Below are 21399 nucleotides of genomic sequence, written 5' to 3'. Positions count from 1 at the left end.
CGGAGAGGTCACGCAGTCGCCTTCAAGCCAAACGCGCCGGGCGGCGAATGGCAAGGAAAAAGCTCACCAAATCGGTCGAAATGGGACCAAAGCACCAGGGGTGCCGGGACTGCGGCACGAGGTCCCGGGACCTCGTGCCGCAGTCCGGACCTCGCGCCCTACAGCGCCGACAGCTCCGCGACCAGGTCGTCCAGGCCCAGCGAGCCCTGCGACAGCGCCGCCATGTGCCAGGCCTTGAGGTCGAACACCTCGCCGCGCGCCTCGTGCGCCGCGCGGGCCGCCGCCCGGCCGCGCAGCCAGGCCCGCTCGCCCAGCTTGTAGCCGATCGCCTGGCCGGGCAGGCCCAGGTAACGGACCAGCTCGCTGTCCAGGAAGTCGGCGGACAGCCCGCAGTACCGGCCGAAGAACTCACGGGCGGCGTCCGGCGCGACCGGCTCCCCCGGGCGGTACGGCGAGTCGGCCGGGAAGTCCAGGCCGGCGTGCATGCCGATGTCGACGATCACCCGCAGCGCCCGCATCATCTGCGCGTTGAGGTAGCCGAGCCGGTGGCCGGGGTCGGTGAGGTAGCCGAGTTCGTCCATCAGGCGCTCGGCGTACAGCGCCCAGCCCTCCAGGTTGGCGCTGACGCCGCCGAGGCTGACCTGGTAGGTGGAGAGCCGGTCGGCGACGTAGTTCCACTGCGCGAGCTGGAGGTGGTGGCCGGGGACGCCCTCGTGGTACCAGGTCGAGACGAGGTCCCACTCCGGGAAGCGCTCGCGGCCGAGGGTCGGCAGCCACGTCCGGCCCGGGCGGCTGAAGTCCAGCGAGGGGGCGGTGTAGTACGGCGCGGCGGCGCTGCCGGCCGGGGCGATCCGCGACTCGACGCGGGTGATCGGCTCGGCGAGGTCGAAGTGGGTGCCCTGGAGGTCGGCGATCGCGCCGTCCATCAGGCCCTGGAGGAACTCACGCGCGGCCTCGGCGCCGTCCCGCGCGGGGCCGTCGGTCTCCAGCCACTTCATCGCCTCCATCGGCTCGGCGCCGGGCTTGACCTTCTCGGCCTCGGCCCGCATCTGGGCCAGCAGGTCGTGGAACTCCTGCCAGGCCCAGGCGTAGGCCTCGTCGACGTCGAGGTCGGCGCCGGTCCAGTAGCGCACCCAGCGGCCGTAGCGCTCGCGGCCGACGGTGTCGGGGGCGTCGGCGGCGGCCGGGCCGTAGACGTCGCGCAGCCAGTCGCGCAGGTCGGCCAGGCCCTCGGTGGCGGCCACCGCGTGGCCGGCCAGCTCCGCGCGCACCGCCTCGGGGGCCTCCTTGACCAGCTCGCCGAACCAGCCGCCCGGGGTGTCGCCGGCCAGCCACTCGCCGACCTGGCCGACCACCGTGGTCACCTGGCGGGGGCCGGAGAGCAGGCCGCGCTCGATGCCCTCGACGAGGGTCGCGCGGTACCCGGTGAGCGCCTCCGGCACCCGGGCGAGGCGGCGGCCGAGGAGGGCCCACTGCTCCTCGGTGTCGGTGGGCATGAGGGTGAAGACGTCACGGAGGTTGTGCAGCGGGGAGCCCAGGTTGTGGACGGCCCGGTAGCGCTCGCCCGCGTCGTGGACGGCGAGCTCGGCGACGAGCCGCTCGCGGAGCAGGCGGGCACAGCGCCGTTCGGCCTCGCCCCGGGCGGCGTCGGCCGGTCCGGCCGCGCCGAGGGCCGCCTCGGCCTCGCCGAGCCGGGCCAGGGTGGAGCGGCCGAGGTCCGCGATCGCCTCGGCGCCGGCCGGCGAGAGGTCGGGGAGGCGGTCGTCCTCCGGGTTCAGGCCCAGGTACACCGCGGTCAGCGGGTCGAGCTCGGCGAGGTCCCGCACATAGGCGTCGGCGACACGGCGGGGGGTGGTGCCGTCGGAGCTGATCAGTTCAACCATCCGGACATCATTTCGTGGCCCGCGCCGTTTGCAAGCCCCAATCCGATGGCATGGACCGGCCAGTTGGTGTCCGACCGGGCGGAATCACCCCCGGGAGCGCCGCGCCCACCACCGCCGCAGCGCGTGGCCCGGATCCCAGCGGGGTCGTCCGCGTGCGAATCGGAAGAAGCCGAGGCCGATCAGCACCGCGCTGAAGTGCCCGAGGTCCGTGAAGGTGTGCGAGACGAGCAGCGGCACCAGGTAGAAGACCACCACCCCGCCCCCGTACAGCCACCGCCAGCGGCCGGCGAACCGGTAGGTGAGCACCGCGACCACCCCCGCCAGCGCGTACGAGACCCCGACGTCCACCGTGTCGGCCATGCTCCGCCTCAGGGTGCCCCGGACGATCCCCCAGGCGACCACGCCCTCGCTCACCAGGGTCGCCAGCACGTGCGCGGTCGCGGCCACCGCGAACCAGCGCAGGGTGCCCAGCCAGCGCTCGGCGTTGGCGTGGAAGACGGTGAACAGGGCGGCGTACAGCGGCCAGTCGGAGGTCTCGGTCCACAGCGCGCTGGCCACCAGGGCGTGCACCGGGCGCGAGCGCAGCTGGTCCAGGTTGGTCGAGCGGGCGGCCAGGAACCAGTCCAGGGTGCGCGGATCCATCCGGGCCACCGCGAAGCTGGTGACCGCCAGGACGAGCAGCCACAGGTACGTCCCCGGCGCCGAGCGCACCCACGACCAGAGCGCCCGGGGCGCCCCGCGCAGGCGGCGCGCGCGGGGCGGCCGCTCCAGCGTGTGCGCCATCCGGCGGGCCTCCTCGGTAGGACGGCGTGCTGCCTCCCATCCTCGGCCGGGGACCGCCGGACCGCCTCCCGGACCGCCTCCCGGCGGGGCCGCCCTGGCCGTCCTGACCCGGAACGAAACGCCCGAACGGGTGCAAACACCCGTTCGGAAGATCGGTGCACACCCGGCTCCGATCCGGCCCGGGGCCGTTACGCTGACCGGCATGGAAGCCAGCTCAGCGCCCGTCCCGCCCGCTCCCGAACCGGCCTCCCGGCCGCGGCGCGCCGGGTACCGGCGGCTGCCGGTGGAGCAGCGGCGCGAGCAGCTGATCGCGGTGGCCCTGGAGCTGTTCGCGCACCGGGCGCCCGAGGAGGTCGGGCTGGACGACGTGGCGCAGGCCGCCGGCGCCTCCCGGCCGCTGGTGTACCGCTACTTCGCGGGCGGCAAGCAGCAGCTGTACGAGGCCGCGCTGCGCAGCGCGGCCGAGGAGCTCACCGGCCGGTTCGCGGTGCCGCTCGGCGGGACCCCGACCCAGCAGCTGTCCGCCGTCCTGGAGGGCTACTTCGCCTTCGTCGCCGAGCACGGCACCGGCTACTCGGCGCTGCTGCGCGGCGGTTCGGTGGTGGAGACGGCCCGCACCTCGGCGATCGTGGACGACGTCCGGCGGGCGGCGCTGAAGCGGACGCTGCGCCACCTCGGGGTGCGGCAGGCCGGGCCGCGGCTGACCCTGCTGGTGCGCTCGTGGATCGCGGTGGTCGAGGGGGCCTCGCTGAGCTGGCTCGACGAGGACCGGGCGGTGCCGGTGGACGAGCTGCGGGAGTGGCTGGTGGACCAGTTCGTGGCGATGGCGGCGGCGACCGCGCTGCACGACCGGCAGACCGCCGAGGTGCTGGCCGGGCTGCTGGCCCTGGAGGGCCCGGACTCGCCGCGGACGGCGCGGCTGCGGGCGGTGCTGGGCGCCCCGGCCGAGTAGCGGGCCGGCTGCGGATGCCCCGGTCCGACCCCCGTGCCAAGGGTCGGGACCGCGGCCCGTCAGGCCTTGCCGAGGACCTGCCGCTGCCGCCCGAGGCCGTCGATCTCGATCTCCACGATGTCGCCCGGCGTCAGGTACGGCGTGCCCGGGCGGCCGAGGGTGACGCCGGCCGGGGTGCCGGTGACGATCACGTCGCCCGGCTCCAGCACCATGAACTGGCTCGCGTAGCGGACCAGTTCCAGCACCGGGAAGATCATCCGCCCGGTGGAGCCGTCCTGCCGCAGCTCCCCGTTGACCCAGAGCCGCAGCGGCAGCCGCTGCGGATCGGCCACCTCGTCGGCGGTGACCAGCCAGGGCCCGAGCGGCGTGAAGGTCTCCGCCGACTTGCCCTTGTCCCACTGGCCGCCGCGCTCGAACTGGAAGGCCCGCTCGGTGACGTCGTTGGCGATGGTGTACCCGGCGATCGCCCCGGCCGCCGCCGCGCGGTCCGGCAGATAGCGGGCGGTCCGGCCGATCACCACGGCCAGCTCGGCCTCGTAGTCGGTCTTCTCCCCGCCGCGCGGCACCAGCACCTCGTCGTACGGGCCGACCACGGTGGAGCTCGGCTTGAGGAAGATCACCGGCTCGTCCGGGATCGGCGCGCCGGCCTCGGCCGCGTGGTCCCGGTAGTTGAGGCCGATGCCGACCACCTTGCCGGGCCCGGCCACCGGCGGGCCGATCCGCCGGCCGCCGATCTCGGCCACCGGCAGCCGGCCGGCCGCGACCCGCGCGGCCAGCCCGGCCAGACCGCCGTCGGCCAGCCCGGCGAGGAAGCCGCCGTCGATGTCCGCGGTCACCCCGGAGAGGTCGTACGCGGTGCCGTCCTGACCCAGCGCGACCGGGCGCTCGGCGCCCGGCGGGCCGACACGAAGGAGTTTCATCCGATCCCCACCTCCTAGTTCGTCGAGTACGTCGCAGGCTCGCCGGGGCGGTGCGGACCGCGCCCGGCGCCTTGTGCTGCGAGGTATATCAACGGCGCGGCGGGCCGGACCAGACGGTCCGGATCGGCGAAATCCTCCCGATCGTCCGGGCCCGGCGGGGGCCGCGCTGGGCGCCCGTACGGTTGACAGCCGGCCGCGAACCGTCCGGCTGGTCCTACCCGTCCGGCTCGTCACGCCCGGGGCGAACATCCGGTCGAGCGGCGGTGGAGCGGGGCAGGATCCGCCGCATGGAGATCACCCGGATACGCCCCGAACTGACCGTCATCACCCTGGACTTCGGCACCGCCCACCTCTGGCGCGACGAGGACGGCGCGCTCACCCTGATCGACACCGGCACCGCCGGACAGGCCGACGCGATCGAGGCGGCGATCCGCGCCGCCGGCGCCGACCCGGCCGCGCTGCGCACCATCGTGCTCACCCACCACCACGAGGACCACGCCGGATCGGCCGCCGAACTCTCCCGGCGGCTGGGCGCCGAGGTGGTGGCCCACCGGCTGGAGGCCCCGGTGCTCCGCGGCGAGCAGCAGCCCCGGCCGATGGTGCTGAGCCCCTTCGAGGAGGAGATCTGGAACTCCCTGCCCCCGCTGCCGCCCGCCCCGCCGTGCCGGGTCGACCGCGAGGTGCTGGACGGCGAGGTGCTCGGTTTCGGCGGCGGCGCCGTGGTGGTGCACGTACCCGGCCACACCGACGGGTCGATCGCGCTGCACCTGCCGGATCGGGGCGTGCTGTTCACCGGCGACCTCGCGGCCAACATGGAGGAACGGACCATGCCCGGCATCTTCAACGCCGATCCCGACCTGGCCGTCGCCTCCTTCCGCCGGCTGGCCGAACTGGAGGCCGACACCGTGCTGTTCGGACACGGCGTGCCGATCGCCGAGGGCGGTTCAGCCACCCTGCGCCGAGCCGTCGAGCAGCTCGGCCAGCGCTAGCGGACGGTCCGGCTCGGGCTCGGCGCCGGCGCTCTCGCGCTCCCAGCGCTCCAGGTCGCGCCCGACGTCCTCGCGGGCCCGCGGGTGGCCGTCCAGCGCGGGCAGCAGCTCGCGCAGCAGGGCGACGGCCGCCCGCGGCCGGCCCGAGCGGGCCAGCCAGAGCGCCAGGTCGTGGCAGGTGCGCAGGGTCCGCAGGTCGGCCGGCCCGAAGGCCCGGGCGAACCGCGGGATCAGCGCGACCAACTGCTCGACGGCCCGCTCGGGGGAGCCCGCCGCGCCGCGCCGCCAGGCGTCGTCGGCCCGCTGCCGCAGCGCCTCCGGGTCGCCGGCCCCCTTGAGCTCGCGCAGCACCCTGAGGTCGCGCAGCCGGTGGCGGACCTCCGCGGCGTCGGCGGGCCGGTCCTCCGGCCGCTTGGCGAGCAGCTGGAGGATCAGCCGGTCCAGCGCCGGGTCGGCGGTGTGCGGGGGCGGCGGCGGCTCGTGGAGGTGCGCGTACATCATGGTGACGGCCTGGTCGGCGTTGAACGGGCGGCGGCCGGTGCACAGTTGGTAGAGCACCACGCCGAGCGCGTAGAGGTCGGCCCGGCCGTCGATCCGCCCGCCCGCCCAGCACTCCGGCGCCAGGTAGACCGGCGTCCCGATGACCACGTCGGTGGAGGTGAGGCCGCCGGCGGCCGGCTGGGAGAGCAGGCGGGCGATGCCGAAGTCCAGCACCTTGGCCTCACCGCCCTCGGTGATCATGATGTTCTCGGGCTTGATGTCCCGGTGCACCACGCCGTTGCGGTGCGCGGCGTCCAGCGCCTTGCAGATCTGCCGCACCCACCGCAGGGCGACGGCCGGCTCCGGCCGCTCCTCCCGCATCACCTGGGCGAGCGACCGGCCCCGGACCAGCTCCATCACCAGGTAGTGGGTGGACCGGGCGCCGTCCTGCACCCGCCCGTAGTCGAACAGGGTGACGATGTGCGGGTTCGACAGGAGGCCGACGGTCCTGGCCTCGCGGATGAACCGGCCGACCGCCTCCTCGTCGCCCGCCTTCTCCTCGGAGAGCACCTTGAGCGCGACCGCCCGCCCGATGGTCTCGTCGTGGGCGGCCCAGACCACGCCGAACCCGCCCCGGCCGAGCTCCCGGTCCAGCCGGTAGCGGCCGCCCACGACATCGCCCGCCTGCATGCGTTCCCCCCAAGTCCACCGGAATCGAACACCGTTCATCCTGACCGGTCACGATAGCGGCGGGGAGGGGCCCGGAGGTGAACGGCTCCGGACTCTAGGCCTTGGGCTTGGGGAGGCCGACCGGGTTGACCTCGGAGGTGGGCACCGCCTCCGCGTCCAGGCCCCAGCGCTTCAGCACCTGGGCGTAGCTGCCGTTCCTGATCACCTCGTTGATCGCCCCGTTCAGCGCCTGGACCAGGCCGTTGTCCTTCTTCGTGGTGGCCGCGATCTTGCCGAGCACATCGGCGCCACCGCCCGAATAGGTACCGATCACCTCGGTCTCGCCGGTCTGCACGGCGTGGAAGGCGGCCACCGGGTTGGGGCCGACGTAGGCGTCGATCCGCCCGGAGGAGAGTGCCAGGTAGTAGTCCGAGGAGTTCTGGAAGTACTTGATGTCGGCCGGCTTCAGGCCGTTCTTCACGTTCTCCTCGTTCCAGGCGATCAGCAGCTTCTCCTGGTTGGTACCGGAGGCGACGGCGATGGTCTTCCCGGCGATGTCCTTGGGCCCGGTGACCTTCCAGCCGCTGCCCTTCTTCGCCTCGAAGCCGAGGATGTCGAGTCGGTAGGTGGCGAAGTCGTACTTCTCCTTCCGGGCCTCGGTGACGGTGATGTTGGAGATGCCGACGTCGTACTTGCCGCTGTCCAGGCCGACGAAGATGTTCTCCCAGGACACCGGGTTGAGCTCGACGTCGAGGCCGAGCACGTTGCCGATCAGGGCGGCGATGTCCGGCTCGACGCCGATGATCGTCTTGTCGTCGTTGGCGTAGAAGTCCAGCGGCGGCGTGGTGCCGAGCGAGTCGACCACGGTGAGTCTGCCGCGCTTTCTGATCTCCTCCGGGACGAGGGCGGCGATGGCGTCCACCTTGGGCGTGGTCACCCGGTTCTGCTGGGGCGTGAGGTTCACCGTGGTGCCGTTCGGCGCGGTGCTGCCCTTGGCGGGGGCGAGGTCCGCCGCGGCGTCCGAGGAGCTGCCGCAGGCGGCCAGGGTGACGGCGGCGGCGAGCGCGGCGGCGGTGACGAGGGCGCGACGGGGTAGGGACATGGCGGAACTCCTGCGGTTGTGCGGTCGAAAGGGGGACGGTGAAGCGGTGGGTCAGAGGACCTTGGCGAGGAAGGCCCTGGTCCGTTCGTGCCGCGGCGCGTCCAGGACCTCGGCCGGCGGGCCCTGCTCGACCACGACCCCGTCGTCCATGAAGACCACGGTGTCGGCCACCTCGCGGGCGAAGCCGATCTCATGGGTGACCACGATCATCGTGGTGCCGGCCCCGGCGAGGTCCCGGACGACGTCGAGCACCTCGCCGACCAGCTCCGGGTCGAGCGCCGAGGTCGGCTCGTCGAACAGCAGCACCTTGGGGTCCAGCGCCAGCGCCCGGGCGATCGCCACCCGCTGCTGCTGGCCACCGGAGAGCTGGCGCGGGTAGGCGTCCGCCTTCTCGGCCAGGCCGACCCGCTCCAGCAGCTCCAGCGCGCGGGCCCGGGCCTCGGCCTTCGGCCGGCGCAGGGCGCCGACCGGCGCCTCGACGAGGTTCTCCAGCACGGTGAGGTGCGGGAAGAGGTTGAAGTTCTGGAAGACGAAGCCGATGCCGGTCCGCTGCCGCAGGACCTCGCGCTCCTTCAGCTCGTGCAGCCGGTCCCCGACGCGGCGGTAGCCGATCAGCTCGCCGTCGATCGCCACGAAGCCGCGGTCCACCTTCTCCAGGTGGTTGATCGAGCGCAGCAGGGTGGACTTGCCGGAGCCGGACGGCCCGAGCACCACGGTCACCGAGCCGGCCGGCACGTCGAGGTCGACGCCGCGCAGCACCGCGTTCGGGCCGAAGCTCTTCCACAGGCCGCGGACCTGCACCATGGGCGGCGCGGCGGGCTCCCCGGCGGGGGTCCCGTCCACCGGCGATTCCTCGACGCGGGTTTCCTTGACGACGGTGGTCACGAGCGGCCTCCGAGGGCGACGGCGGTGGCGGTGCGGGCGCGCAGGCCCCGGGCGAGGGACCGGGCCCGCTGGAGCGGGGTGGGCGGCGGGGTGCGGTCGGCGCCGCGGGCGAAGTACCGCTCGACGTAGTACTGGCCGATCGACAGCACGGTGGTGAGCAGCACGTACCAGACGGTGGCCACCATCAGCAGCGGCACCACCCGGCCGGTGCGGCCGTACACCACCTGCACCTGGTAGAAGAGCTCGCCGATGGCCATCACGTAGACCACCGAGGTGCCCTTGAAGAGCGAGATCACCTCGTTCGCGGCGGACGGCAGGATGCCGCGCATGGCCTGCGGCAGGATGATCCGCCAGGCCTGGCGCCAGCGCGGCACGCCCAGCGCGGCGGCGGCCTCGCGCTGGCCGGGGTCGACGCCGAGGACCCCGCCGCGGATGATCTCGGCGGCGAACGCGGCCTGGTGCAGCCCGAGGCCGAGCACGGCCGCGCCGAGCGCGCCCAGCACGCCCATCGTCTCGAAGTCCCCGAAGGTCGGCCCGAACGGGATGCCGACGCCGAAGCGCTTGTAGAGGTAGGAGAGGTTGAACCAGAAGACCAGCTGGACGATCAGCGGGATCGAGCGGAACACCCAGACGTAGGCCCAGGCGACGGACTGCAGGATCGCGCTGCGGGAGAGCCGCATCGCGGCCACCCCGGCGCCGAGGACGAAGCCCAGCACGGTGCCGTAGGCGGTGAGTTCGACCGTGCGGCCGACCGCCTGCAGGATGGTGTCGGCGGAGAAGTAGAGCCGGAAGGTCGCCCAGTCCCAGGCGGGGTTGGTGGCCAGGCCGTGGGCGAACTGGGCCAGTACGACGAGGGTGGCGAGGCCGGCCGCCCAGCGCCAGGGGTGCCGGGCGGGGACGGTGCGCAGGCCGGTGAGTTCGCCGAGGTCGAGCGGGGCGGACGCGACGGGTCCGGCGGACTCGGCGGGTTCGGCGGCGGTTCTGCCACTGGGTTTTGCGACGGGTTGGGCGGTGGTGGCGATGGTCATGGGGGGACTCCTCCGAAGGGCCCTGGACAGGGAACGGGATCCGGCCGGCTCACGCGTGCTCGGGCGGGCTGATCTGGGACTCCTTGACGGCCGAGTCGGTCACTCCCCACTTCTTGAGGATCCGCTCGTAGGTGCCGTCCTTGATCAGCTCGTTGACGGCCGCCTGGAAGGCGGGGGTGAGCGCGGAGCCCTTCTTGAACGCGAAGCCGACGTCGAGCCGGTGGAACTCGCCGAGGAAGCGCGTGCCCGAGGCCTCCTGCGCGGCCTGGTAGCGCAGGCCGTTGATGGTGGACATCACGAGGTCCACCCGGCCCTGCTGGAGGCTGGTCAGTGTGGCCCCGTTGTCGCTGAACGCCTTGACGTCGTAGGGCTGCTTGCCGGCGTCGGTGCAGACGTTCTTCCGCGCGTTGAGCGTGGTCTCGAAGGTGGTGCCGGCGCCGGTGCCGATGGTCAGCCCGCAGAGCTGGACCAGGTCGGTCACCGGCTTGACCGCGGTGTTGTCCTTCTTGACCGAGAAGCCCTGGCCGTCGTCGATGTAGGTGACGAAGTCGATGGTCTTCAGCCGGGCCGCGGTCACCCCGAAGTTGCCGGTGCCGACGTCGTACTTGCCGCTGCCGAGCGCGGGCAGGATGGTCTCGAACGCCGCCTCCTCGCGCTGCACGTTCAGGCCGAGGACCTTGGCCACCGCGTCGGCGATGTCGATGTCCACGCCCGCGGCCTTCTTGGTGGCCTGGTCGGCGTAGAACGCGGAGGGCGGGGCGCCGATCGAGGAGCCGAACTTCACCGTCCCGGCGGTACGGACGTCGGCGGGCAGCAGGGCGGCGGCGGTGTCCGACTTCTTGAGCCCGGAGACGAGGTCCTCGGCGGCGGCGGAGGCGGCCGGCTGTCCGGGGCCGCCCGACCCGGTGGTCGTGCTCGGGTCCGAGCTGCACGCCGCCAGGGCCAGGACCGGCAGCAGGGCGGTGGCGGCGAGCAGCCGGCGGCGGGCGGTGGTGGTTCTCACGGGTGGGGGTGCCTTTCGGGAGGAACGGGTGCGGCGTGGGGGAACGGGTGCGGTGCGGGCCCGGGGGTGGGCCCTCAGGGGAGATGTTTCTCGAACGGCAGCGGGCCGACGGCCTCGGGGTCGGCGGTGAGGTCGAACAGCGGGGTGTAGCCGGCGGCCAGGTAGAGCGCCTTGGCCTCCGGCTGGCGCGGGCCGGTGGTGAGGTAGATCCGGCGGTAGCCGGCCGCGTCGGCGGCCCGCTCCAGCTCGGCCAGCACCCGGCTGGCCAGCCCGCGGCGGCGGTGCGCCGAGGACGTCCACATCCGCTTCAGCTCGGCCGTCCGCGCGTCGTACCGCCGGTACGCGCCGCCGGCCACCGGCTCGCCGTCCTCCAGCAGGAGCAGCAGCAGGCCGTGCGGCTCGGCCCAGCTGTCGGCCGGGTAGCGGGTCATCTCCTCGTACGCGCCGGGGCCGTAGCGGCGGACGTACTCCTCGGTGAGCTCGCGCACCAGCGGCTCGGCGAGCGGGTCGTCGATGCCGGTCCGGCGGACCTCGATGCCGAGCGCCGGCGCGCCGCTCAGGGCCGCTCCGCGCACGGCTGCTCCGCGCACGGCCGCACTGCTCACGCCTGCACCGCGATCAGCTGCCGCCGCTCGGACTCGGCGGCCTTCGCGGCGGCCTTCGCGGCGGCCTTCGCGGCGTCCCGCTTGGCGACCTCCTCGCGGACGATCGGGATGACGTACCGGCCGAAGTCGATCGCGTCGTCGACCAGGTGGTAGCCGCGCGCGGAGAGGATGTCCACGCCCAGGTCGTAGTAGTCGAGCAGCGCCTGGGCGACCGTCTCCGGGGTGCCGACCAGCGCGTTGGAGTTGCCCGCCCCGCCGGTGGCGGCGGCGGTCGGCGTCCACAGCGCCCGGTCGTACCGCTCGCCGGCCTCGGCGATCTCCAGCAGCCGCTGCGACCCGGCGTTCTCCGGCGCCGTACCGGCCGGACGGCCACGGCGGACGAGCTGGCCGCCCTCCCGGCGGGCCCGGATCGCGGCCACCGTCCGGTGCGCCTTCTCCCAGGCCAGTTCCTCGGTCGGCGCGATGATCGGCCGGAACGCCACCTGGATCCGCGGCAGGTCGCTCCGCCCGGCGGCCCGCGCCGCCTCCTTCACCCGCTCGATCTGCTCGGCGGTGCGGGCCAGCGGCTCGCCCCAGAGGCAGTAGATGTCCGCCTCGGCGCCGCCGGCCGCGTACGCCGCCTCCGAGGAGCCGCCGAAGGAGACGCCCGGCCGGGGCTCCTGCACCGGGAAGACGTCGGACACGAAGTCGTTGAACCGGTAGTACTCGCCCTCGTGGTCGAAGGGCTCCCGGCTGGTCCATGCCTTCTTGACGATCCCGATGTACTCGCGGGTGCGGGCGTAGCGCTCGTCCTTGGTGACGAAGTCGCCCTCGCGTTGCTGCTCGTGGTCGCTGCCGCCGGTGATGAAGTGGACGGTGAGCCGGCCCTCGCTGATCCGGTCCAGGGTGGCGAAGGTCTTGGCGGCGAAGGTCGGGTACGAGACGTTCGGGCGGTGGGCGAGCAGGATCTGCAGGGTGTCGAGGTGGGAGGCGAGGAACGCGGCGGCGGGCGCCGGGTCGGGCGAGCCGGAGCCGTAGGCGAACAGCACGCGGTCCCAGCCGTGGTCCTCGTGGGCGCGGGCCAGCCGCAGGGTGTAGTCGCGGTCGAACGCGGCGGTGGTGCTCGCGGTGGTCTCCGTACCGTCGGCGGTGGCGGCGATGCCGAGGAATTCGACGGGCATGGTGGCGGAACCTTTCGGGTCGTACGCGGTCCGGTGGACGCGGACGGCAGGGGGCGGCAGGGGGCGGCAGGGGCGGATGAGCCGGCGGGCAGGCAGGAGGGACCGCCGGACGGACGCCGGGGCGGGAACGGGAGCGGGAGCGGAGCGACGACGGGCCCGTGACGGCCCGCGGAACGGGTGGCGGAAGTGCGGAACTGCGGAACTGCCGGAGCGCAGCGGGCGACGAGGAGAAAGGGGGGTGGCGGCAGCGCGCGGTCGACGAGCCGTCAGGAAGTGACGGCCGTCCCGGCCCCGGACGGGGCACCGAGGGAGGTCCCTCCGGGGGAGGACGGGGCCGGACGGGCGGCCCGCTGCCGGGTCAGCCGCGACACGCCGCGGACCACACCCGACCGAAGTCGATGTGGTCGCGGGTGACCAGGGGCTGCTCGGCGTACATGGGCTCAAGTTGAACAGTGAACCGCGCACGGCGTCAACCACCCACCATTGCCGCAGTGTTGCGATCTCCTGTCGCCACGCGACGCGCCCCGCGCCCCCGGCCTCCCGCCCCTGACGGCCCCTGACGACCCTTGACACCCGCCGCTCGCGCACGCGTACGATCGACAGCGGAGCGCAGTGCATCGCCGGCCGTGTTGAGGGACGCGGGCCGGCCGCCACGGCCGTACGTGACCACGCCGTACCCCGTCCCCGTGCGCCCGCGCGCATCTCCACCCTCCCGCCTGGAGCCTCCGCATGGCCACCCCGCCGGACGTCCTGCCCGCCCCCGCCGCCCTCGTCCCGCCGCCCCGCGCCGCCACCACCGCTCCCGACGCCGCTGCCGCCACCGCCCGGATCGTCCCGCGCCGCCGCCCCGGGCAGTGGATCTCCGCCGCCGCCGCCCTGCTGCTGTTCGCCATGGTGGTCAACTCCCTGGTCCACAACCGGGCGTTCCAGTGGGGCGTGGTCGCCGACTGGTTCACCGCCACCTCCGTGATGAACGGCCTCACCCTGACCCTCTGGCTGACCGCCGTCACCCTCGGCCTCGGCTTCGTCCTCGGCACCGTGCTCGCCACCATGCGGCTGTCGGCCAACCCGGTGCTGCGCACGCTCAGTTGGATCTACATCTGGATCTTCCGCTCCACCCCGGCCCTGGTGCAGCTGCTGCTCTTCTTCAACATCGGCGCGCTCTACCCGACGCTCGGCCTGGGCATCCCGTTCGGCCCGGAGTTCCTCACCGTGCGGACGGTCAACCTGTTCGGCCCGACCCTCACCGCCGTCGTCGGACTGACCCTGCTGGAGGCCGCCTACGCCGCCGAGGTGGTGCGCGGCGGCATCCTCTCCGTCGACCGCGGCCAGCTGGAGGCCGCCGCCGCGCTCGGCCTCGGCCGGTGGCGGGTGCTGCGCCGGATCGTCGTCCCGCAGGCGATGCGCTCGATCGTGCCGACCGCTGGGAACATGCTGATCAGCGCGCTCAAGGGGACCAGCATCATCAGCGTGCTGGCCGTCTCCGACCTGCTCTACTCGGTGCAGCTGGTCTACCTGCAGTCGTACCAGGTCATCCCGATGCTGATGGTCGCCACCCTCTGGTACATCGTGATCACCACCGTGCTCTCGGTCGGGCAGTTCTACGTCGAACGGCACTTCGCGAAGGGCGCCACCCGCGAGGGGCTGCCGCCCGGCCCGCTGCACAAGGCCCGGGCCGCGTACCGCCGGCTGCGCGCCGCCACCGCAGCGCCCGCCCCGGGGGAGGCCGCCCGATGAGCGCCGTCCTGGTGATCGTCGGCGCCGGGCCGCGCGGCACCGGCCTGCTGGAGCGGATCGCCGCCAACGCGCCCGAACTGCTGCCCGCCGACCGGCCGTTGCACATCCACCTGGTCGACCCCCACCCGCCCGGCGGCGGCCGGATCTGGCGGCACGAGCAGTCCCCGCTGCTGCGGATGAACTCGATGGCCGAGGACGTCACGATGTTCACCGACGAGCGCTCCACCCTGGACGGACCGGTCCGCCCCGGGCCCTCGCTGGCCGAGTGGGCCGCGCGGCCCGAGGAGTTCGCCCCCTACCAGGCGACCGCCGACCCTCGGCTGCGGGCCGAACTGCGCGCCCTCGCGCCCACCGACTTCCCCACCCGGCGGGCCCAGAGCGCCTATCTGGACTGGGTGTTCCGGCGCGCCGTCGCCGACCTGCCGCCGCACGTCACGGTCACCGTCCACCGGGACACCGCGCGGCGCGTCGACGGCCCGGCGGACGGCCCGCAGCGCGTCCACCTCACCGACCGGGTGCTCACCGCCGACCACGTCGTCCTCGCCCTCGGCCACCTCGACTCCGCCCCCGACCCCCGGTACGCCGCCGACGCCGCCTTCGCCGCCCGGCACGGCCGCTTCCACCTGCCGCCCGCCTACTCCGCCGACGTCGCCGCCGAACTCGACCGCATCGCCCCCGGCGAGCACACCGTGCTGCGCGGCTTCGGGCTCGCCTTCGTCGACCTGGTCTCGCTGCTCACCGAGGGGCGCGGCGGCCGCTTCGAGGAGACCGCCGAGGGCGGCCTGGTCTACCGGCCCTCCGGCCGCGAACCGGTCGTCCACGTCGGCTCGCGGCGCGGCGTCCCGTACCACTCCAAGACCGGCTACCGCCTCCTCGGCCCGCGGCCACCGCTCCCCCGGGCCTTCGACGCCGCCGCCGTCGACGCCCTGCTCGACCGGCCCGGACCACTCGAACTGCGGCGCGACGCCTGGCCGTTGATGGCCAAGGACATCGCCTTCGGCCACTACCACGAGCTGTTCCACGCCCACCCGGAGCGCACCGCCCTGCCCTGGCCGGAGTTCCTCGCCGGCCACGACGCGCACCCCTGGGCCTCCCCAGAGCTGCGCGCCCTCGTCGAACGGGCCGTCCCCGACCCGGCCGACCGGCTCGACCTCGAACGCCTCGACCACCCGCTCGCCGGGCTGGAACTCGACTCCGCCGAGGAGCTCCAGCGGCACCTGCGCCGCTACATCGCCGAGGACGCCGACCGCCGCGCCGACCCCGCGCACAGCGCCGACCTCGGCGCCTTCCTCGCCCTGCTCTCGCTCTTCGGCCAGCTGCCCCGGCTGCTCGCCGCCGACCGGCTCACCGCCCGGTCGGTGGCCGAGGAGGTCGACGAGTGGTTCTTCGGCTACTTCAGCTACCTGGCCTCCGGCCCGCCCGGCTTCCGGCTGCGCCAGCTGCTCGCGCTCTCCGAGGCCGGGGTGGTCCGCTTCCTCGGCGCGGGCGTGCGGGTCGAGCGGGACGAGCCCAACGGCACCTGGCGGGCCTCCGGCACCACCGTGCCCGGCCACACCGTCACCGCCACCGCGCTGGTCGAGGCGTACCTGCCCCGGCACGCGCTGGCCCGCACCCGGGACCCGCTGCTGCGCGAGCTGCACCGCGACGGGCGGATCGTCGAGGAGGTGGTCAGCGACCGGGAGCACACCCATCGCTCGGGGCTGCTCACCGTCCGGCCCGGGGACGGCCGCGTCCTCGACCCGGCCCTCGGCGGCGAGCCGCACCCGCGCCGCACCGCGCTCGGCCCGCACACCAGCCTGCGGGCGGCGGCGGCCTTCGCCCGGCCGCGCACCGACTCGCCGGGCTTCCGGCAGAACGACGCGGCGGCCCGGGCGCTGCTGGGCGCGCTCGCCCGGGGGGCGGTCGCTGCGACGGAGCCGGCGGTGGCGGCCTGACCGACCGGGCGCGCGGTGTCAGGGCCCGTAGATCTCGTCCACGAGGTCCTCGGCCGTGACGTGGTCCGGCGCGGAGAGGATCCAGTCGCCGACCTGCTTGATCCCGGTGCCCCGCTCCAGCGCGGTCACGCAGGCGTCGGCCTCCCGGTCCGAGGCGAAGTCCCAGGTCAGCAGGCAGCGGATCAGCACCAGCGCCTCGGCCGGGTGCATCGGCAGCGGCCGGCGGGCGGCCCGTCCGGCCGGGGCCGCCGCCAGCCGCTGCTGGTAGCCGGCGAGGTCCTGCCAGGCCTGGACGGCGGCCGGGTGCTGCTCGCCGAGCACCCGGGCGAGGTCGGGCAGCAGGGCGCGCAGCTGGTGCACCGCGCCGTCCAGGTCGCCCCGGTTGGCCGTATAGACGGCGAGGTCGTGCCGGGCCTTGAGCACCCGCGGATCGTGACCGCCCCAGGCGGCGTGCAGGTCAGGCAGCAGCTGGGCGAGCCGGCGCATCGCGCTGACCGTCTCACCGCTCTCGCCGATGCACCAGACCAGGTGGTAGCGGGCGGCGAGGGTGTCCGGGTCGGACTGGCCGAGCGCGTGCCCCATGTCCTCGACCACGGTGGAGAGCAGCCCGATCGCCCCGGCGAGGTCGCCGGCCCAGCCGCTCGACCAGCTCGTACCGCCCGTCGAGCACGTCGCCGACCACCACCCGTCCCACCCCCGCACTCTCGCCGCCCCCGCACTCTATCCACGCCGCCGCCCGTCCCCACCTCCCCTTCTTCTCCCTCTACTCCTCACCCTCCGGCCGGGTCTCCCCTGCCGTTCGCGAGCCCCCGGGTGCGAGGATGGCAGCAGGCCGGCGAGGACGCGCCGGCCGCACGCACAGCCGAGGAGCGCAGTCATGGCCAAGCAGGCCCCGCAGAGCGATCCGGCGCAGGACGCCCCCCGGGTTTCCGCGCCCCAGCACGCGGCCGCCGGACTGCCCGCGGTCGGCCACAGCCTGCGGATGGCCGCCGAGCAGATGGGCGCCCGCCGCACCCTCAGCACCCTGCTCAAGGTCAACCAGCCCGACGGCTTCGACTGCCCCGGCTGCGCCTGGCCGGAGCCCGGGAAGACGCACACCGCCGAGTTCTGCGAGAACGGCGCCAAGGCCGTCGCCGAGGAGGCCACCGAGCGCCGGATCCGCGCCGAGTTCTTCGCCGCGCACCCGGTCGCCGAGCTGGCCGAGCGCTCCGGCTACTGGCTCGGCCAGCAGGGCCGGCTCACCGCGCCGATGTTCCTCGACGAGGGCGCCACCCACTACGCCCCGATCTCCTGGGACGACGCCTTCGCGCTGATCGCCGAGGAGCTGCGCGCCCTGGACACCCCGGACGGCGCCGCGTTCTACACCTCGGGCCGGACGAGCAACGAGGCCGCGTTCGCGTACCAGCTGTTCGCCCGCCGGCTCGGCACCAACAACCTGCCGGACTGCTCCAACATGTGCCACGAGTCCTCGGGCTCGGCGCTCACCGAGACGCTCGGCGTCGGCAAGGGCAGCGTCAGCCTCAACGACCTCTACCAGGCCGATCTGATCATCGTCGCGGGCCAGAACCCGGGCACCAACCACCCCCGGATGCTCTCCGCCCTGGAGCGGGCCAAGCGCGCCGGCGCCACGATCGTCAGCGTCAACCCGCTGCCCGAGGCCGGTCTGGAGCGGTTCAAGAACCCCCAGCAGGCCCGCGGCCTGGTCGGCCACGGCACCAAGCTGACCGACCTCTTCCTGCAGATCCGCCTGGGCGGCGACCTCGCGCTGTTCCGCGCCCTCAACCAGCTGATCCTGGAGAAGGACGCCGTCGACCACGCCGTCGACCACGCCTTCGTCGCCGAGCACTGCCACGGCTTCGAGGAGTTCGCCGCCGAGGCCCGGAGCACCTCCCGCGAGGAGGTGCTCGCCGCCACCGGCCTGCCGTGGGAGCAGATCGAGGAACTCGGCCGGATGGTCCTCGGCTCCCGGAAGGTCATCGTCTGCTGGGCGATGGGCCTCACCCAGCACAAGCACTCCGTGCCGACCATCCGCGAGGTGGTCAACTTCCTGCTGCTGCGCGGCAACGTGGGCCGCCCCGGCGCCGGCGTCTGCCCGGTGCGCGGCCACAGCAACGTCCAGGGCGACCGCACGATGGGCATCTTCGAACGGCCCGCCCCGGCCTTCCTGGACGCCCTCGGCCGCGAGTTCTCCTTCGAGCCGCCGCGCGAGCACGGCCTCGACGCCGTCGACACCATCCGGGCCATGCGCGACGGCCGGATCGGCGTCTTCTTCGCGATGGGCGGCAACTTCGTCGCCGCCACCCCGGACACCGAGGTCACCGAGGCGGCGATGCGCCGCTGCCGGCTGACCGTGCACGTCTCCACCAAGCTCAACCGCTCGCACGTGATCACCGGCGCCCGCGCCCTGATCCTGCCCACCCTCGGCCGCACCGACCGGGACGTCACCGCGCGCGGCGCCCAGTTCGTCAGCGTCGAGGACTCCATGGGCCAGGTGCACTCCTCGCGAGGCGGCCTGCGCCCGCCGGCCCCGGGCCTGCTCTCCGAGGTCGCCATCGTCTGCCGCCTCGCCCGAGCCACCCTCGGCCCGCAGGACACCGTGCCGTGGGAGGACTTCGCGGCCGACTACGACACCCTGCGCGACCGGATCGCCCGGGTCGTCCCCGGCTTCCAGAACTACAACGACAAGGTGCGCCGCCCGGGCGGCTTCACCCTCCCGCACGGCCCGCGCGACTCCCGCACCTTCCCGACGGCGACCGGCAAGGCCAACTTCACGGTCAACCCGCTCACCGCCCCCGAGGTGCCGGAGGGCCGCCTGCTCCTCCAGACGCTGCGCTCGCACGACCAGTACAACACCACCATCTACGGCCTGGACGACCGCTACCGCGGCATCCTGGGCGGCCGCCGCGTCGTCCTGGTCAACCCGGCGGACGCCGCCGAACTGTCGTTGACCGACGGCCAGTACGTCGACCTGGTGAGTGAGTGGAAGGACGGCGTGGAGCGCCGCGCCCCGCACTTCCGTGTCGTCCACTACCCGGTGGCGAGGGGCGGCGCCGCCGCGTACTACCCCGAGACGAACGTCCTGGTGCCCCTGGACTCCACCGCCGACATCAGCAACACCCCGACGTCCAAGGCCGTCGTCATCCGCTTCGAGCCCGACAGCGGCGCCGGTGCCTGACCCGACGGTCCCCGACCCGACGGTCCTCCACCCGATGCCGGAGCAGCCCCGCGTGGTGCTGCTCCGGCCGCTGGTGACGTCCCCGCTGATCGAGGTCGGGGAGTTCACCTACTACGACGACCCCGACGACCCGACCGCCTTCGAGACCCGGAACGTGCTGTACCACTACGGCCCGGAGCGGCTGGTCATCGGCAAGTACTGCGCCCTGGGCACCGGCGTGCGCTTCATCATGAACGGCGCCAACCACCGCACGGACGGCCCGTCGACGTACCCCTTCCCGATCATGGGCGGCTCCTGGGCGGCATGTTTCGACCTGCTCACCGACCTCCCGAACCGTGGCGACACGGTGGTGGGCAACGACGTCTGGCTCGGCCACGGCGTGACGGTCATGCCGGGCATCCACATCGGCCACGGCGCCATCGTGGCCACGGGTTCGGTGGTCACCGCCGACGTCCCGGCCTACGCGATCGCCGGCGGCAACCCCGCCCGCCTGATCCGCCACCGGTACGAGGAGGAGGACATCGCCCGCCTCCTGGCCATCGCCTGGTGGGACTGGCCTACAGAGCACATCACCGCCCATGTGCGCACGATCATGTCCGGAACGGTCGAGGAGTTGGCAGCCGCCGCCCCGGAGTAGGAAGTCGGCGAATCCGACTTCCCACTCCACTCCCGCCCCTGCCTCAGCGGGGGCAGCAGCGGCTTGTAGGTCGCTGGCCCCTCGCTCGGGTCGAGCGAGGGGCCAGCGAGATCACACGTGGTGGTCGAGTTCGCCGGCCTTGATGACGCGGAGGAGGGAAGCAAAAACGGCGGGGTCTGCTATGAGGACCACGCCAGGCGCATCGGATTCGCGAAGCTCGACTACCTCGATGCCCGCACGGACCTCGACACACTCGTTGTTCGCCGCACTGTAGCTGGACTTCTGCCATATGGCGTCAGGCATAACCGGCCTCTATTTCCTTCTTGATAGAACGGATGAAGTCGCGCGATCCGTCCTCGGAGAGCGCGGTGGAGTCCAGCCGGTCGAAGATGATCCGCTGCTTGGCCAGATCTGCCGGAGAGTCGAAGAAGAGCGTCCCCTGCGACACGTCCATCTGCACGGTGTCCAGCTCAGGCACCAGCCCCTTGGCGAAGGTGAGGTTCTCACCGAAGCCTGGGAAGGTGTCAAGCGCGAACGGCACCACCCTCACGGAGAGTCCCGGCTGAGCAGAATCCTCGATCAGCGCCTCAAGCTGCTGAGCGAGAACTCTCGGCCCTCCGAACTGCATACGCAGAGCCGCTTCGTGGATGTACGTCCGCAGCGGTGTCCTGCCGGAGCGCACGACCTGCTGTCGTTGCACACGAAAGGCAGTCCTGATGTCGATCTCAGTTCGGGACAACGGCGGGTAGATCCGAGTGAATACAGCCGACGCATAGGTGCCGGTCTGCAACAGCCCTGGGACGAATGTGGTGGTGCAGATGGCGATTTCCTGAGCCTGCGCCTCGACTTCCGCTACCTCAAGGAAGTCCGTCGTCAGCACCTCATGATAGCTCTCCCACCAGCCTCTTCCTCGCTCACCGATGATGCTGGCCAGTGCGTCGATCAGCGGTCGATTGGCACAGTTGCAGGCGGCAGCGATGGTGTGAAGCCGATCTGTGCTGATACCGATCCGCCCAGATTCCATCTGTGTGACCTGAGCGGGACTCATGCCGACAAGACGGCCGAGCTCGGATCCTCCAAGGCCTGCCTGCTCTCTCATCCTCCGTAGCTCCGTGCCGAGCCTGCGTTGACGGATGGTTGGGTTCGGGCGTGGAGGCATGGCTTCCTTCCGGGGGCGCGGTCGGGCCAAGTGTGCCGCGCCGCTCGGGTGACGGTCCACCGGAGAGTGATGCTCCGGCCGCCGTTAGCTCTCGCGAGTGAATGTCCCGCGATCGTAAAAAATAGATACCGCCGTGAGCTATGGTCTATCTCACGGCGATCCGACGGATCGTCAACAACGCCTGATCCCGGTGGCGGTAGGTGCCTGCTGCCCACTTTCGGCGTACTTTCCTCCCCCTCCCTGCCCTCCCCTGGAGGTTCGCCATGCGTGCCTGCAACCCGCCCGACTGCTCCGCCGT

The 21399-nt window shown here is 73.3% G+C and carries 19 protein-coding genes; 6 read left to right on the top strand and 13 right to left on the bottom strand.

The window, feature by feature from the left end:
• Positions 1 to 158 precede the first annotated feature (158 nt).
• Together ACFP3U_RS33765 and ACFP3U_RS33760 are read right to left on the bottom strand one after the other, a co-directional pair.
• Entirely contained in the window at positions 159 to 1883 is a 1725-nt protein-coding gene (locus ACFP3U_RS33765) for a DUF885 domain-containing protein (RefSeq protein ID WP_380229579.1), read from the bottom strand.
• Between the two features lie 84 nt (positions 1884 to 1967).
• Positions 1968 to 2666 (bottom strand): rhomboid-like protein, encoded by a 699-nt coding sequence (locus tag ACFP3U_RS33760; protein WP_380229578.1) that lies wholly within the window; start codon positions 2664 to 2666, stop codon positions 1968 to 1970.
• Positions 2667 to 2868: 202 nt separating this feature from the next.
• On the opposite strand from ACFP3U_RS33760, the gene ACFP3U_RS33755 reads away from it, so the two are divergent.
• Positions 2869 to 3618 (top strand): TetR/AcrR family transcriptional regulator, encoded by a 750-nt coding sequence (locus tag ACFP3U_RS33755; protein ID WP_380229577.1) that lies wholly within the window; start codon positions 2869 to 2871, stop codon positions 3616 to 3618.
• 59 nt (positions 3619 to 3677) lie between these two features.
• Here ACFP3U_RS33755 and ACFP3U_RS33750 read toward each other — a convergent pair whose 3' ends face one another.
• Complete coding sequence (locus tag ACFP3U_RS33750; RefSeq protein ID WP_380229576.1) at positions 3678 to 4538, bottom strand: fumarylacetoacetate hydrolase family protein; 861 nt, start codon at positions 4536 to 4538, stop codon at positions 3678 to 3680.
• Between the two features lie 287 nt (positions 4539 to 4825).
• On the opposite strand from ACFP3U_RS33750, the gene ACFP3U_RS33745 reads away from it, so the two are divergent.
• On the top strand, positions 4826 to 5527 hold the full coding sequence (locus tag ACFP3U_RS33745) for an MBL fold metallo-hydrolase (RefSeq protein ID WP_380229575.1): 702 nt from the start codon (positions 4826 to 4828) through the stop codon (positions 5525 to 5527).
• Here ACFP3U_RS33745 and ACFP3U_RS33740 read toward each other — a convergent pair.
• The 7 genes from ACFP3U_RS33740 to ACFP3U_RS33710 form a co-directional block, all read right to left on the bottom strand.
• Positions 5483 to 6697 (bottom strand): serine/threonine-protein kinase, encoded by a 1215-nt coding sequence (locus ACFP3U_RS33740; RefSeq protein WP_380229574.1) that lies wholly within the window; start codon positions 6695 to 6697, stop codon positions 5483 to 5485. The two genes, ACFP3U_RS33745 and ACFP3U_RS33740, sit on opposite strands and share 45 nt — an antisense overlap.
• A gap of 94 nt (positions 6698 to 6791) precedes the next feature.
• Complete coding sequence (locus ACFP3U_RS33735; RefSeq protein WP_380229573.1) at positions 6792 to 7778, bottom strand: ABC transporter substrate-binding protein; 987 nt, start codon at positions 7776 to 7778, stop codon at positions 6792 to 6794.
• A gap of 51 nt (positions 7779 to 7829) precedes the next feature.
• Entirely contained in the window at positions 7830 to 8582 is a 753-nt protein-coding gene (locus ACFP3U_RS33730) for an amino acid ABC transporter ATP-binding protein (protein ID WP_380229596.1), read from the bottom strand.
• Positions 8583 to 8659: 77 nt separating this feature from the next.
• The gene (locus ACFP3U_RS33725) at positions 8660 to 9691 is read right to left on the bottom strand and encodes an amino acid ABC transporter permease (RefSeq protein WP_380229572.1); all 1032 of its coding nucleotides are present in this window, start codon (positions 9689 to 9691) and stop codon (positions 8660 to 8662) included.
• 49 nt (positions 9692 to 9740) lie between these two features.
• Positions 9741 to 10694, bottom strand: coding sequence for an ABC transporter substrate-binding protein (locus ACFP3U_RS33720; protein ID WP_380229571.1), 954 nt, complete (start codon positions 10692 to 10694; stop codon positions 9741 to 9743).
• Between the two features lie 74 nt (positions 10695 to 10768).
• Positions 10769 to 11254, bottom strand: a complete 486-nt coding sequence (locus ACFP3U_RS33715) for a GNAT family N-acetyltransferase (protein ID WP_380229595.1) — start codon at positions 11252 to 11254, stop codon at positions 10769 to 10771.
• Between the two features lie 41 nt (positions 11255 to 11295).
• Complete coding sequence (locus ACFP3U_RS33710; protein WP_380229570.1) at positions 11296 to 12459, bottom strand: LLM class flavin-dependent oxidoreductase; 1164 nt, start codon at positions 12457 to 12459, stop codon at positions 11296 to 11298.
• 729 nt (positions 12460 to 13188) lie between these two features.
• On the opposite strand from ACFP3U_RS33710, the gene ACFP3U_RS33705 reads away from it, so the two are divergent.
• A complete protein-coding gene (locus tag ACFP3U_RS33705) occupies positions 13189 to 14196 on the top strand; it encodes an amino acid ABC transporter permease (protein WP_380229569.1) in 1008 nt (335 codons plus the stop codon).
• On the top strand, positions 14193 to 16130 hold the full coding sequence (locus ACFP3U_RS33700; RefSeq protein WP_380229568.1) for an FAD/NAD(P)-binding protein: 1938 nt from the start codon (positions 14193 to 14195) through the stop codon (positions 16128 to 16130). Before ACFP3U_RS33705 ends, ACFP3U_RS33700 begins: the two co-directional genes overlap by 4 nt.
• A gap of 18 nt (positions 16131 to 16148) precedes the next feature.
• Here ACFP3U_RS33700 and ACFP3U_RS33695 read toward each other — a convergent pair whose 3' ends face one another.
• A complete protein-coding gene (locus ACFP3U_RS33695; protein WP_380229567.1) occupies positions 16149 to 16832 on the bottom strand; it encodes a hypothetical protein in 684 nt (227 codons plus the stop codon).
• Positions 16833 to 17007: 175 nt separating this feature from the next.
• Between ACFP3U_RS33695 and ACFP3U_RS33690 the strand changes: the two genes are divergently transcribed.
• Together ACFP3U_RS33690 and ACFP3U_RS33685 are read left to right on the top strand one after the other, a co-directional pair.
• The gene (locus tag ACFP3U_RS33690) at positions 17008 to 19305 is read left to right on the top strand and encodes an FdhF/YdeP family oxidoreductase (protein WP_380229566.1); all 2298 of its coding nucleotides are present in this window, start codon (positions 17008 to 17010) and stop codon (positions 19303 to 19305) included.
• A 34-nt stretch (positions 19306 to 19339) separates the two neighbouring features.
• Positions 19340 to 19942, top strand: a complete 603-nt coding sequence (locus ACFP3U_RS33685; RefSeq protein WP_380229594.1) for a CatB-related O-acetyltransferase — start codon at positions 19340 to 19342, stop codon at positions 19940 to 19942.
• Positions 19943 to 20053: 111 nt separating this feature from the next.
• Here the strand turns inward: ACFP3U_RS33685 and ACFP3U_RS33680 are convergent, their stop codons facing one another.
• The gene (locus tag ACFP3U_RS33680; protein WP_380229565.1) at positions 20054 to 20245 is read right to left on the bottom strand and encodes a DUF397 domain-containing protein; all 192 of its coding nucleotides are present in this window, start codon (positions 20243 to 20245) and stop codon (positions 20054 to 20056) included.
• Positions 20238 to 21101, bottom strand: coding sequence for a helix-turn-helix domain-containing protein (locus ACFP3U_RS33675; protein ID WP_380229564.1), 864 nt, complete (start codon positions 21099 to 21101; stop codon positions 20238 to 20240). Before ACFP3U_RS33675 ends, ACFP3U_RS33680 begins: the two co-directional genes overlap by 8 nt.
• Positions 21102 to 21399 lie beyond the last annotated feature (298 nt).

The organism is Kitasatospora misakiensis (genome assembly GCF_042656005.1).
In the GTDB taxonomy this organism is placed as follows: domain Bacteria; phylum Actinomycetota; class Actinomycetes; order Streptomycetales; family Streptomycetaceae; genus Kitasatospora; species Kitasatospora misakiensis.
The sequence above is the reverse complement of the archived record's forward strand: the minus strand, read 5'-3'. Positions and strand labels throughout refer to the sequence as shown.

Bases quoted from the DNA above. Each gene is read 5' to 3' on its own strand.
- ACFP3U_RS33750 (WP_380229576.1), bottom strand. From the start codon at position 4,538: ATGAAACTCCTTCGTGTCGGCCCGCCGGGCGCCGAGCGCCCGGTCGCG.
- ACFP3U_RS33730 (WP_380229596.1), bottom strand. From the start codon at position 8,582: ATGGTGCAGGTCCGCGGCCTGTGGAAGAGCTTCGGCCCGAACGCGGTG.
- ACFP3U_RS33710 (WP_380229570.1), bottom strand. From the start codon at position 12,459: ATGCCCGTCGAATTCCTCGGCATCGCCGCCACCGCCGACGGTACGGAG.
- ACFP3U_RS33760 (WP_380229578.1), bottom strand. From the start codon at position 2,666: ATGGCGCACACGCTGGAGCGGCCGCCCCGCGCGCGCCGCCTGCGCGGG.
- ACFP3U_RS33690 (WP_380229566.1), top strand. From the start codon at position 17,008: ATGGCCAAGCAGGCCCCGCAGAGCGATCCGGCGCAGGACGCCCCCCGG.
- ACFP3U_RS33685 (WP_380229594.1), top strand. From the start codon at position 19,340: ATGCCGGAGCAGCCCCGCGTGGTGCTGCTCCGGCCGCTGGTGACGTCC.
- ACFP3U_RS33755 (WP_380229577.1), top strand. From the start codon at position 2,869: ATGGAAGCCAGCTCAGCGCCCGTCCCGCCCGCTCCCGAACCGGCCTCC.
- ACFP3U_RS33675 (WP_380229564.1), bottom strand. From the start codon at position 21,101: ATGCCTCCACGCCCGAACCCAACCATCCGTCAACGCAGGCTCGGCACG.
- ACFP3U_RS33735 (WP_380229573.1), bottom strand. From the start codon at position 7,778: ATGTCCCTACCCCGTCGCGCCCTCGTCACCGCCGCCGCGCTCGCCGCC.
- ACFP3U_RS33765 (WP_380229579.1), bottom strand. From the start codon at position 1,883: ATGGTTGAACTGATCAGCTCCGACGGCACCACCCCCCGCCGTGTCGCC.
- ACFP3U_RS33705 (WP_380229569.1), top strand. From the start codon at position 13,189: ATGGCCACCCCGCCGGACGTCCTGCCCGCCCCCGCCGCCCTCGTCCCG.
- ACFP3U_RS33745 (WP_380229575.1), top strand. From the start codon at position 4,826: ATGGAGATCACCCGGATACGCCCCGAACTGACCGTCATCACCCTGGAC.
- ACFP3U_RS33700 (WP_380229568.1), top strand. From the start codon at position 14,193: ATGAGCGCCGTCCTGGTGATCGTCGGCGCCGGGCCGCGCGGCACCGGC.
- ACFP3U_RS33740 (WP_380229574.1), bottom strand. From the start codon at position 6,697: ATGCAGGCGGGCGATGTCGTGGGCGGCCGCTACCGGCTGGACCGGGAG.
- ACFP3U_RS33725 (WP_380229572.1), bottom strand. From the start codon at position 9,691: ATGACCATCGCCACCACCGCCCAACCCGTCGCAAAACCCAGTGGCAGA.
- ACFP3U_RS33680 (WP_380229565.1), bottom strand. From the start codon at position 20,245: ATGCCTGACGCCATATGGCAGAAGTCCAGCTACAGTGCGGCGAACAAC.